Below are 12,419 nucleotides of genomic sequence, written 5' to 3'. Positions count from 1 at the left end.
CGGCTCAGGCCGCCAAGCGGCCGTCCAGCGGGAAGACCTTGGCGGGGTTCAGCATCCAGTCCGGATCGAACACCGCCTTGACCCGCATCTGCTGCTCGAGATCGACCTGATCGTACTGGAAGCGCATCAATTCGCGTTTCTCGATGCCGACGCCGTGCTCGCCCGTGAGGCAGCCGCCGACCTCGACGCAGAGCTTCAGGATCTCGTCGCCCGCGGCCTCGGCCTTCTGCAATTCGCCGGGCTTGTTGATGTCGAACAGGATCAGCGGGTGCAGGTTGCCGTCGCCAGCGTGGAACACGTTGGCGACGCGCAGGCCCTTCTCGGCGCAGATCGCGCCAATCCGCTCCAGCACCGGCCCGAGCTGGCCGGTGGGGATCGTGCCGTCCATGCAGATGTAGTCGGAGATCCGCCCCGTGGCGCCGAAGGCCGATTTGCGGCCCTTCCAGATCGCGGCGGATTCGGCCTCCGAGCGCGAGACCCGCACGCTCGTCGGGCGAAAGTCCTTGGCGATCGTCTCGATCCGCGCCAGCATCGCGTCGCACTCGGCATCCGAGCCCTCGACCTCGATGATCAGCATCGCCTCGGCGTCGCGGGGATAGCCGGCCTGGGCGAAATCCTCGGTGATCAGGATCGCCTCGCGGTCCATGTACTCGATCGCCACCGGGATGATCCCGGCCGCGATGATGGCGGCGACGCAATCGCCCGCATCCTCGACCTTCGAGAAGCCGATGAGCACCGGCCGGGCCCCTTCGGCCGCGCGCAGGATCCGCACGGTGGCCTCGGTGACGATGCCGAGCTGCCCCTCCGAGCCACAGACGAGGCCGAGCAGGTCGTAGCCGCCGCTGTCGAGGTGCTGGCCGCCGATCTCCACCACGGTGCCGTCGTTGAGCACCAGGGTGACGCCGAGCAGGTTGTTGGTGGTCACGCCGTATTTGAGGCAGTGCGCGCCGCCCGAATTCATCGCGATGTTGCCCGCGATCGTGCAGGCGAGCTGGCTCGACGGGTCGGGGGCGTAGAAGAAGCCCTCGTGGGCAACCGCCCCGGAGATCGCGAGATTGGTGATGCCGCTCTGCACCCGGGCGGTGCGGTTGGCGAAGTCCATGTTGAGGACCTTGGTCATCTTGCCGACGCCCAGGATGATGGCGTCGGCCTGCGCGATGGCGCCGCCCGCGAGCGAGGTGCCGGCGCCCCGGGGCACGACCCGCACGCCGTTCGCGTGGCAATACGCCATCACCGCGGCGACTTCCGCGGTGGTGGAGGGCAGCACCACGGCGAGCGGCATCTGCCGGTAGGCGGTGAGCCCGTCGGTCTCGAAGGCCCGGCGCTCGTCCTCGCTCACCACCAGCGCCTCCGGCGCCACCAGGGGCGCGAGGCCGGCCAGGATCGCCTCGCGCCGGGCGAGGATGGCGGGATCGGGTTCGGGAAAGCGGATCGACATGGGGCGTGGGCCCTCTGCTTGTGGGTGGCGTGCCGGTAGCATGGACCCGGGCGGCTGCGGCTTCAACCGCATTGCGGGCGATCGACCTGCGGCGCCCCGTCGTCCCGGCGTCACATTTCAACCACGACCCCTGCCTAGCGTCGTCGCATATGCTTCGCATCGCCGGCCCGGCCGCCGGGTTCAGAACGGAACCGATGAACGCTCCCGCCTCCAGCGCCCTGCGCGATGACCGCCGCGACGACCTCTACGACGCGCCCGCGCCGCATCTGGCCACCACCCGGGATCTCGGGATCCGCAGCCTGCAGCTCGGCATCGCGGCCCTTCAGGAGGCGAGCGCGGCGTTCCAGGGCCGGCTGGGCGCGGCCTTCGAGGAGGCGGTCCAGACGATCCTGCAGAGCAAGGGCCGGGTGATCGTCAGCGGTATCGGCAAGAGCGGCCATGTCGGGCGCAAGATCGCCGCGACGCTCGCCTCCACCGGTACCCACGCGTTCTTCGTCCACCCCACGGAGGCGAGCCACGGCGACCTCGGCATGATCGCCCGGGATGACGTGATCATCGCCCTGTCGTGGTCGGGCGAGACCGCGGAACTGTCCGACCTCGTCGGCTTCAGCCGGCGGTTCTCGATTCCGCTGGTCGCCATCACCCGCAACGGCGAGAGCACCCTCGGCCGGGCCGCCGACGTGCTGCTGGAACTGCCGCGCGTGCGCGAATCCTGCCCGCACGACCTCGCCCCGACCTCCTCCAGCCTGATCCAGCTGGCCCTGGGCGACGCGCTGGCGGTGGCGCTGGTCGAGCGGCGCGGCTTCACCTCGGCGCGCTTCCACACGCTTCATCCCGGCGGCACGCTGGCCGCCCGCCTGAAGACCGTGCAGCAGGTGATGCACGGGCCGCAGGACATGCCGCTGGTCCACGAGAGCGCGCTGATGTCCGAGGTGCTGATCGAGATCGCGGCCCGGCGCTACGGCTGCGTGGGCGTGACCGACGGGGCCGGGCGTCTCGTCGGCATCGTCACGGACGGCGACCTGCGCCGCCACATGGGCCCGGCGCTCCTCGACACGCCGGTCTCGACGATCATGACCCGCGATCCCGTCACCGTCGAGCCGCACAAGCTCGCCCAGGCGGCGCTCGAAGTGATGAATCGCCGGCTCATCACCGCGGTCTTCGCGGTCACGGACGGGCGGCCGGTGGGCATCGTCCACGTCCACGACCTGCTGCGCGCCGGCATCGCCTGACCGGCCAGGGCTCTGCCCTTGCGCGCGTGCAGGACGTTTATCGACGCGCGTTCAGCCTGATCATCGAGGCTCGCCCCCGGATGCGGGGCGCTTCCCGGCACGTGAGCCGTCGGGCCGGCGCCTTCGTCGCCAGGGCGTGCCGCCGCGGGTTTTGCGCGGTGGCTGTCACCGACCATCACGGCGTCGCCTTCGTCCCCTGACGTCATCGCGGCCGCGGAGCGGCTCGGGCCGGATCGGAGGCTGATCGTCCGTCCCGGCATCGGGATCACGGGCGGCGAACCCCCTCCAACGCCTGGCGATCGTCGAACCGGGTACAGAGCCGGCCGATTGGCGGAGGCTGCTGTCGCGCCTCGATGGACTCACGGAGACCGATCCGATCGGGCATTACGGGCCTCGTCGCGCGGGAGGCCCGGCAGCGCCCGTCCTGCAGTGCCCGTCCTACAGCGGCCGACGTGGAGGCCGCGGTTGCCGCTTCCGTTCGCCGCTGTGGGTACCACCGGGGCGCACAAGCGCGACGGTTAAAATTACACGCCTGAACTGACGCTTTTGGCGGCTCGATCGACAGGGGAGGTGAGCGCGGATGGAACCGCGACCCTGGCGGGGCTGCAATGACGAAGACCTTGGCGTTGGCGCGTGGGTGCGGCGACGAGCGGCGATTTCGGGCGCGCGGGCGTGGGCCTTTGCTCGCCATCCTGTTGTCCACCGCGGCGTCGGCGCTGCTGTTGCCGCTCGCACCGCTGGCCCATGCCCAGAGCCAGATCGCCTTCGACATCCCGGCGGGCGATCTCGGTAGCGCGCTGGCGCAGATCGGGCGGGCCAGCGGTCAGGCGATCGCCTTCCCGGCCGACTTGACCCGCGGCCGCACGACCGGGCCGATCGTCGGACAGATGAGCGTCGGCGAGGCCGTCGCCCGGGCCCTGGCCGGCACCGGGCTGACGGCGGTGTCGGGTGCGCATGGCGGCCTGATCATCCGGCGGGCGCAGGCCGCTGCACCGTCCGTTCCGGCGCCGGGCGGCGACACGCTCGCCGCCATCGACGTGGCCGACCTCGCGGGCGGGACCGGGGACCGCGGCTTCGCCGCCGGCAACACCACGACCTCGGACCGCCTCAACATTCCGCTGAAGGAGAATCCCCGCTCCGTGGTCGGCATCACCCAGGAGGTGATCCGGGCGCAGGGGGTGACCTCGATCCTCGACGCGGCCCGCAACGTCAGCAACGTCTCGGTCGATTACGGTGCCGGCCAGAAACAGGGCGTCGCGAGCTACTACGTCCGCGGCTTCGACGTCGAGAACGTGATGATCGGCGGCCGGGTCGGGCCGCGCGGCGTCAACGTGCCGATCCAGGATGTGGAGCGCGTCGACGTCATCAAGGGGCCGACCACGGACCTCACCGGCCAGAGCCTCGCAGGGGGCGGCATCAACATCATCCCCAAGATGCCGACTGCCGAACCGATCCGGGAAGCGAGCATCTACCTCGGCGACCGCTTCTATCGGACGCTCGCCTTCGATCTCGGCGGCCCTGTCGAGGGCGCCGACGGCCTGACCTATCGCCTCAACCTCTCGGGCAACACGGCCGATACGGCGCCGGGCGGCGACAGGTCCCCTCATGAAGGTTTGATCTCGCCCAAGGTCCGGTGGGACGATGGCGAGACGATCGTCACGGCGGGCGCACGGTATTTCGACCAAGTGGTCGGACTGTCGCCGATCACCGTGGGCAACTACGCCTTCAACGACCGCCCGATCCGGGTCTCGCGCGATCGGCCGATCGGCACGGCCGATGCCGGCGCATCGTTTCGTGCCTTCAACCCGTACATCGACATCGAGCATAAGTTCGACACGATTAACACGGCTGAACTCGGCACGTTCGATTTTACGCTTCGCAACAGATCGGCTTACTTCGCCAACAACTACACGTCGGTTGGCTACATCATGGCTCCTACGGGGGCAGCTCCGACCGAAGTCAGACCGCTGGGTGCCAATATCTCCCAAACGGAGCGCCTCGCCGTCAGCCAATCGGACCTCATCGTGGTCTACGCCCTGGGCGATTACAAGCAGACGATGCGGTTCGGCGTAGATTATCAGTACGACTTCCAGTCGTATTTCAGTTCCCTTCCCGGATCCCCGCTGACATTCGATGCCAGAAATCCTCCTTTGAATTTGCTTCTGCCGAACCGCTCAATCTTTCCGAGGAAGACCTATACGGACCGCGATGACATCGGCATCGCGTTTCAGGACAAGATCGATCTGTTCGATCGTCTGCATATCCTCGGATCGGTCAGAGAGGACTTCGTCAGCGTCAACGAGACGCACACCTTTGATAAAAAGATGTTCCATTCCGATAATTCGGCTCTGACCTACAACGGCGGTGCCGTTTACGACATCACCAAGTGGATGAGCGTGTATGGGACGATGGGAACCGGTTTTGCGGCCAATCAAGGTATCCTTGCCAACGGTCAGGCAGCGCCGCCGCGATACAGCAATCTATCCGAGTACGGCTTCAAGTTCAGCTTGCTCGATGATCGGTTCATCGTCACGATGGCCCGGTTCGATAACGATTACAGTAACGTGCTGATCTATGATCCGGGCCAGCGCGGCAACATCCTCGGCCCGGGCAGCAGGTCGAGCGGGCTCGAGATGGATTTCCAGGGCCAACTGACCGACAACATCAGCCTGATCGGCGGGATCGGCCGGACCCTGGTACGCGGCGCGACCGCCAAGCCCGGCGACGCCTATCCTGGAATCCCGCCCTACAAGGGGACCCTGTTCGCCGTCTACACCTTCACCGACGGCCTTCTCCGTGGCTTCCAGGTCGGCGGGGGACTCGCGGCCGTCAGCAGCACCTACAGCAACTTCGGGCCGAAACAGGGCAACTCGAAGATTCCCGGCTATGTGACGTTCGACACGATGCTGGGCTACACGGCGGACAACCTGACTTTTTCGCTCAACGTCAGGAATATATTCGATCGTTATTACTACGAACCAACTCAGGTTTCGGACTTCATCCCGCTCGGTCAAGGCCGTCGCATCCTGGCCGAAGCCCGGATCAAATTCTGAGCGCCGTCATGTCGACCTCTTCCCATCTCGCTTTCGGGGGCGATGAGACGCGTCGGGCCGTCCTGCTGGCACGCCTCGACGAGCACCGCGACGCCGGAACGATCATGCCGTTCGGGCCGAGCTGGACCGGCACGGGCGGGACGCCCGCCGGCTGCATCGCCGGTTCGAACGATCCGGCGGACTTCGCGCGGGCGACGGGCTTTCCCCCGTCCCTGATGCCGCTCCTCGACTTCCTCTGCCCACGCTGCGGAGATGTGGAGCGGAGCGCCGACGCGGGCGAGGCCGCCGACCTCGCCCGGGCCTGGCTCATGGGCGTGACGCCGGGGGCCGACCTGACGAACCTGCCCGGTCTCATCCTGTGCGCGCTGCTGGACGAGGCGGCCGCGCAAGCCGGAGACGAGCCGGGGGTCATCGCCGCCCGGGACCGCATCGTGGCCCTGCACCGCGCCACGATGGCGGGCGAACGGCCGGGAGCCGCCGCGTGGCGCGCGGCCCGCGCCGCCGCCGTGGCGGCGACCGATGCCGCGCAAGAGCCAGACGGACAGCGCGTCGGCCGGCTGGTCGAAGCGGCGGCCTGGGACCCGGCGACCTCGTCGTCGATCCTCCAGGAGGTCGTGATGGCGTGGCTCGAGATCCAAGCTCACGCCGCGGCTGCGGCCACCGGCTGGACGGCGGCGGACGACGCGGCTGTCGAGCGCTGCTTCCAGGCCTGCCGGACCGAGAGCCTGGAGGCGGGGGAGCAGCTCGAGGCGTTCGCCTTCCCGCCACGCTTCCACGCACGCGCGCCGGACCTCGCCCGGCGATTCGACACGCAACTCGCCGCCGCCAACGCGGCCTACTTCCAGGCGGTCCACGCGCTCGCGCAACGGTGCCTCGATCATCTCGCGGCGGCCCGGCCGCCGGGCATGCCGGCGGCGGCATGACGCGACCGCGGAGAGCGAGCCCCGTGCCGTCGAACGACGCCGGAGGACCGGAGCTGGGCGCGGGAGCGCCCGGACCCGCGATCCCGCCGATAGCGAAGCTCCGCCATTTCGGCCGGTTGGCGCTCGGGTTCTGGATCACCCGCAGCGCGCTCCGCGCCTGGGCGCTCGTGGCGATCAACCTCGCCGCCCAGAGCCTGATGGTCTACACGAGCGTCCTGAGCACCCGCTACACCAAGGCGCTCTACGACATGCTGGCCGAACGGGCGCTGGACCGGCTGCCCGGGGTGCTGGGCCTGCTCGCCGTCGTGCTGGGCGCCGCCATCGTCCAGACGGTGATCGCCTTCTCGGTGCCCGAAACCATCGCGTTCGAGTGGCGCCAGTGGCTGACCGGCCGCTACGTGGCGCGCTGGCTGCAGAGCGGCGCCTATTACGAGACCCAGCGCCGCGACCTCCTCGACAACCCGGACCAGCGCATCGCCGAGGATGTCGAGGCCTTCACCAAGTCCATGGTCCTGCTCGTCTTCGCGCTGATCCAGGTCGCCTCGATGGGGATCACCTTCGGGATCATCCTGTGGTCGGCGTCGGGCGCCGGCGCGATCACCCTCGGCCCCGTGAGCCTGCACATCCCCGGCCTGCTGCTCTGGGCGACGGTGGCCTGGACCGTCCTGCACACGGCCGCGGTGCTGGGTGCCGGGCGCAGGCTGCCGCGCCTCGTCGCGGAGGGGCAGCATCGCGCCGCCGATTTCCGCTTCAAGCTGATCCAGGTCCGCCGCTCCGCCGAGCAGGTGGCGCTGCTGCGCGGCGAAGCGGCCGAGCAGGCGGCCCTGACCGCGCGCTTCACGGCGATCCGCACGAATTTCTTCGCCCAGATCGGCCAGACCGTGAAGATCCAGGTCACGAACGCCACGATCGGCCAGGTCAACAGCCTGTTCCCGTTGCTGCTGATCCTGCCACGCTACGTCGCGGGCGAACTCTCCCTCGGCGACCTGTTCCAGACTCAGCGGTCGATGGAGCAGTTCCACGGGGCGATCGCGTATTTCGCCGAGGCCGCGGCGACGATTCAGATCCTGCGCGGCACGATCCGCCGCCTGCGCGCCTTCGATGCCGTGCTGGATGCCGTCCCGTCCCGGCCGGATCCCGGCCGGCCCCGGGCCGAGGCCGCCGCGCTGCAGGTCGGGGCACTGCAGGTCGAGGCACTGCAGGTCGAGGCGCTGACGATCGGCCGGCCCGGCGGCGCGCCGCTCCTCAGCCTTCCCGCCTGGCGGGTGGCACCCGGGCAGCGCTGGCTGATCCGCGGCCCCTCGGGCATCGGCAAGAGCACCCTGCTGCGGGCGCTCGCCGGGATCTGGCCGGAGACGACAGGCCGGCTGACCATGCCGCCGCGGGCGGCGACCCTGTTCATGCCGCAGGTGCCCTACCTGCCGGTCGGCTCCTTGCGGGAGGCGATCACCTACCCGTCGCCCGACCCGGTGCCGGACGCGGTGTTGCGCGACCTCCTCGGGCGCGTCGGCCTCGGGGATCGGGCGGCGGATCTCGACCGCACCGCGGAATGGGACCAGCACCTCTCGCCGGGGGAGCAGCAGCGCCTCGCCTTCCTGCGCCCCCTGCTGCTGCGCCCGACGCTGATCCTGCTCGACGAGGCGACCAGCGCCCTCGATCCGGGCAACGCGCGGGCCATGTACGCGCTGCTCCTCGACGCGCTGCCGAACCTGACCCTGATCAGCGTCGCGCATTCCGACGTGCTCGATGACTTCCACACCCACCGGCTCGTCCTCGGCGAGTCGAACGACGCGCGCGAGGAAGCCGCATGACCGTAGCCCCTGTGACCGATGCCACCTTCCAGCCCGAGATTCTCGACGCCGCAGCGCCGGTGCTTCTCAAGCTCTGGGCGCCCTGGTGCGGCCCCTGCCGGGCGATGAACCCGGTCATCGACGAGGTCGCGGCCGAGTATGCAGGCGAGATCACCGTGCGGGCGGCGAACATCGAGGCCGATCCGGCGATCGCCGAGCGGCTGGCGGTCCGCGGCATCCCGCTCCTCGTCCTGTTCCGTGGTGGCGCGGAGGTCGGGCGCGTCTCCGGCGTGCTGTCGAAGACCCGGGTCTGTGCCTTCATCGACGGGCATCTCGGCCCGGCCCAGTGATGCGCGGCCGGATGGGAATCCGGTTCGGCGGCGAGCGCCCTGGTGCTCAGACGCACTCACTTCGTTCATGCGAGTGAGCACTCGCTCATTGTTCCAGCATCAATTCTCCAGACTCGGCTGAAGCCTCCGCTTGGATCGATGCACTAGCCGGGTCGGGCGTCTCCGGGCGCGCCCGGCCCGATCGCCACCCAATAATGCGCTCTCTGCGTGACCGACAGGTTGAGGGAGGCGCCCAGGATGTCCAGGGCGTCGACCGGGCGCCGCAGGGGGAACACGCCCGTGGCACGGATCTCCGCCACGGCCGGATTCAGGCGGATGACGCCCGGGAAGTAGGGACGTAGGGCCTCGACGATCGCCGCGACCGGGCGGTTCTTCGCCACCAGGAGCCCGTCGAGCCAAGCCGCGGCATCCTCGACCTCCACGGGCTGCCGGTCGGGCCGGCCGGCCCGGAGGCCGATGCGCTCGCCACGCCCGATCGAGCCGGCGGGCTGCGACCCGAACGCGAGCTGCCCCGTCCCCTCAAGGCCCGTGGCCGCGAGACTGTCGGACCGCTTCTCGATCAGGAAGCGGCCGGATGCGGCCGTCAGGCTGAGGGCCCCGGCATCCAGCCGGAACGGCGCGGCCCGGGACGCAACCTGCAGGAGAATCTCGCCCTCGATCAGGTGGATACCGCGCTGGCCGGGCGCGTAAGCGATGTCGAAGGCGGTGCGGGGGGCCATCACGACCTCGCTGCCATCGTCGAGGCGCACGCGAGTCTGCTCGGCGGTCCGCGTCACGTGATCGGCGAGGAGGCTGCCGAGCGGCACGAACCGGTCCGCCACCACCGCGCCGGCCGTCCCGAGACCCAGAGCCGCCATCAAGCCGGCGAGCACGGCGCGCCGATCGGGCCGGCGCTCGACGAGCTGCCGCCTCAGCCGACCCGCCGGCAGCTTCTGCTCGGCCGCGATCCCGCAGGGTGCGAGGCCCCGCTGCAACTGGGCCCACGCCACCGCATGGCGTGGGTCGGCCTCGAGCCACGCCGCGAAGGCGCGCTTCTGCCGTTCGGTGGTTGCTCCGGAACACAGCTCGACCATCCAGCCGATCGCGGCCTCACCCGGATCGGCATCGTGCTTGGCGGATCTCGTCATCGCCGGCCTCCGTGCGATCCGCTCGACGTGCTCACGCGCACCGTGATCACGGTTACCCCGGTCACCCTTGGCGCATCTGCGCCTCGTAGGCGGCGCGCAGCCCCTGCGCAACGTACTTGCGCACCATGCTCACCGAGACCTTCAGCTCCGCGGCGATCTCCGCATAGGGCAGGCCGTCGATCTGGCTCATGAGAAATGCCGCACGAGCCTTCTGCGAGAGCCGGGCGAGCATGGTGTCGATGGCTTCGAGCGCCTGCACGAGGATCATCCGGTCCTCCGCGGATATCTCGGCCGCTTCCGGCATCGCCGCCAGCTCGGCCTCGTAGGCGAGCCGGAGATCGCTGCGGCGCCGCGCGTCGCAGATCAGCCGCCGGGCGATCGTGGTCATCATCGCGCGGGGCTGCCGAACCCGCTCCAGATCGGGCAATTGCAGCAGGGCCATAAAGACGTCCGCCGTCAGGTCGTCCGAGGCGGCAACGGTCCAGCGTTGTCGATTCAACCACCGCGTCAACCATTGGCTGTGTTCTCGAAACAAGACATCGAGAACGGATGCGTTTTTATGAAGTGCCGTAACCCCCGTCATGGCGTCCTCAAAGACCCTGAACCTGCATGCCCGAGATCACGCAGGTTCAACCCGCGTTTGCGACTCGCATCTTAGCCGGCAGGCAGTCTGGATCCATTCCGAACGCGCCCAAAGTCGAAGCAGAATCTTTCCATATGTTTGGCACCGGGATATTTTTTATGCAATTTTTCCGATGTTAAAATACTTGAGCCATTGATATGGATCGAAACGTATGGATGAGTTGAAGAAAGAGATCAGATTTCTGACGGATCGGTCTGATTATAGTCGAGATGACACGCTTGAATTTAAAGATAGTGCCAGGAAATCGGGAAAAATTCGAGACGAAACCGGAATTCTTGCCTATCGCTCCAGCGTCGCTCCTGCGGGCGGTCTGCGCAAAGGGTCCGCGGGGCTGCGCTCGCTTCTGTCGGGGCTCCCTCCCGGTCGACCGTCACCGGGGAGAGGCCGCGCGTCTCCGTTTCAAGACAGATCCTGCGGCAAGCGTGACGTGATTCGCGGTGTCGGGTTGAGGTGTTCCCGGCTGACGGGCAGCGCTTGACGCGCCGGGGGGGGGGAGCAGGACCGGAGCGCGCGACGCGTCCCCTCGAGCGCTCTCCGCCGAAGTGGATACCGGTTCGGCGCAAGAGAGCGCGGCACAACAGAGACTTGGAGCCGCGCACGATTGCAACGCGCACGGTACACGACACGAATTCGGACGCTTCGGATCGGTTGTCCAACCGACACCCTCATCCTGAGGCGCCGCAGCGTCGCGGAGGCCTCGAAGGAGCCCTCCAGCCAGCTCCGAGATCCCTGGCGCCCTCCTTCGAGGCCCGCTGACGCGGGCCCCTCAGGATGAGGTGGGGTGATGGGATCGACCTGACCGCCTTCGCGTCGCGTGCTGTCGTGTACGGTGTGCAACGCGATCGGGCATGGCTCTAACGCTGGTAGGATGGATCTCACCAGCGGGCCTGGAGTCCGGCGGAGAGGACCTGTGCGGTGGCGCCGGGCCGCAGGTCGCCGGTGTAGCTCAGCGACAGCTGCACCCCCGCCGCCACCGGCCCGGTCAGGCTCACCCCCAGCACCGCCCCGTCCCGCCCCAGCGCGCTCGTGCGCGTCGCAAACGGCACCCCGAACAGGCTCGAGCGCGTCGTGGCGACCGTGTCGGCGAGCTCGTGCCCCCAGTAGGCCCGCCCCTCCAGACGCAGCCCCGCCGTATCGGTCGTCGGCCCGTCCAGCGCCAGGCTCGCCACACGCCCGCCCATCAGGACACGCGCCGCGGTCAGGTCGGCCGTGGCGAAGCCCTGGCGCGCCAGACCGCCCCGCTCGGCCACCCGCGCCCGGGTCAGCCGGTCGACGCCGAAGCCCATCTCCGGCACGAGCTCGACCGGCAGCCCCAGGCCCAGCGCATACCCGGCAAAGCCCGACGCCCCAGCGTCCCAGCCCGAGGCCAGCCCGCTCGCCCGCGCCACCCCCGAGCCCAGCACCACGCTCCGGTCGATCCGCCCGTCCGCGTAGGACAGGCCCGCCGTGCCGCGCAGCACCACCGCGCCCAGCCGCGTGCCGGCGTAGAGCGTGCCGCCGTAGCTGTCCGCGGTGGTCCGACCCAGGCCGAAGCCCGGACCCTGCCTCTGGCCCTTGGCCGTGCCGGTCTCGCGCAGGTAGCCGAACGCCCCGCCCACCAGCGTGTCGGCCCCGACCTGCCGGTCGACGCCCACGAGCAGCCCGCCCGCGCCGAGGTCCGCCCCGGCCGCCGCCCGGTCGCCCGCCCGCGACCCGAACCCGTAGAGCGCGTCAGCCCAGACCCGGCCCTCGCCCGACGCCAGCGGCTGGTCCGGCGTGCCCGCCGCCCCGCGCAGCTGCAGCGCCGAGCGGTTCGGGCCGAGCCCCGGATCGCCCGCGCTGAACGCAGCCGCCCCGCCGCCCTGGCCGCGCAGGTGCCGGTCG

Annotated in this window: 9 protein-coding genes; 5 read left to right on the top strand and 4 right to left on the bottom strand. The window is 69.5% G+C overall.

The window, feature by feature from the left end; genetic code table 11:
- Positions 1-4 precede the first annotated feature (4 nt).
- Positions 5-1,438, bottom strand: coding sequence for an FAD-linked oxidase C-terminal domain-containing protein (locus tag AAHG09_RS16210; protein ID WP_342108477.1), 1,434 nt, complete (start codon positions 1,436-1,438; stop codon positions 5-7).
- Between the two features lie 194 nt (positions 1,439-1,632).
- Here AAHG09_RS16210 and AAHG09_RS16205 point away from each other — a divergent pair, with 194 nt between their 5' ends.
- The 5 genes from AAHG09_RS16205 (at position 1,633) to AAHG09_RS16185 (ending at position 8,786) form a co-directional block, all read left to right on the top strand.
- Positions 1,633-2,670 (top strand): KpsF/GutQ family sugar-phosphate isomerase, encoded by a 1,038-nt coding sequence (locus AAHG09_RS16205; RefSeq protein WP_342108476.1) that lies wholly within the window; start codon positions 1,633-1,635, stop codon positions 2,668-2,670.
- A 680-nt stretch (positions 2,671-3,350) separates the two neighbouring features.
- A complete protein-coding gene (locus AAHG09_RS16200; RefSeq protein ID WP_342108473.1) occupies positions 3,351-5,723 on the top strand; it encodes a TonB-dependent siderophore receptor in 2,373 nt (790 codons plus the stop codon).
- Positions 5,724-5,731: 8 nt separating this feature from the next.
- Positions 5,732-6,646 (top strand): hypothetical protein, encoded by a 915-nt coding sequence (locus AAHG09_RS16195; protein ID WP_342108471.1) that lies wholly within the window; start codon positions 5,732-5,734, stop codon positions 6,644-6,646.
- A 23-nt stretch (positions 6,647-6,669) separates the two neighbouring features.
- A complete protein-coding gene (locus AAHG09_RS16190) occupies positions 6,670-8,457 on the top strand; it encodes an ABC transporter ATP-binding protein/permease (RefSeq protein WP_342108470.1) in 1,788 nt (595 codons plus the stop codon).
- Positions 8,454-8,786: a thioredoxin family protein gene (locus tag AAHG09_RS16185; RefSeq protein WP_342108468.1), complete on the top strand. Its 333-nt coding sequence runs from the start codon at positions 8,454-8,456 to the stop codon at positions 8,784-8,786. Before AAHG09_RS16190 ends, AAHG09_RS16185 begins: the two co-directional genes overlap by 4 nt.
- Before the next feature lie 143 nt (positions 8,787-8,929).
- On the opposite strand, the gene AAHG09_RS16180 is transcribed toward AAHG09_RS16185, so the two are convergent.
- The 3 genes from AAHG09_RS16180 to AAHG09_RS16170 form a co-directional block, all read right to left on the bottom strand.
- On the bottom strand, positions 8,930-9,913 hold the full coding sequence (locus AAHG09_RS16180; protein ID WP_342108466.1) for a FecR family protein: 984 nt from the start codon (positions 9,911-9,913) through the stop codon (positions 8,930-8,932).
- A gap of 61 nt (positions 9,914-9,974) precedes the next feature.
- Positions 9,975-10,496, bottom strand: coding sequence for a sigma-70 family RNA polymerase sigma factor (locus AAHG09_RS16175; RefSeq protein WP_342108465.1), 522 nt, complete (start codon positions 10,494-10,496; stop codon positions 9,975-9,977).
- A gap of 935 nt (positions 10,497-11,431) precedes the next feature.
- A partial coding sequence (locus AAHG09_RS16170; protein WP_342108464.1) for an autotransporter outer membrane beta-barrel domain-containing protein occupies positions 11,432-12,419 on the bottom strand: 988 nt, incomplete at its 5' end.

The sequence above is a fragment of the Methylobacterium guangdongense genome (assembly GCF_038442355.1).
GTDB classification, from domain to species: domain Bacteria; phylum Pseudomonadota; class Alphaproteobacteria; order Rhizobiales; family Beijerinckiaceae; genus Methylobacterium; species Methylobacterium guangdongense.
This window is presented reverse-complemented; position numbering and strand designations above follow the sequence as displayed.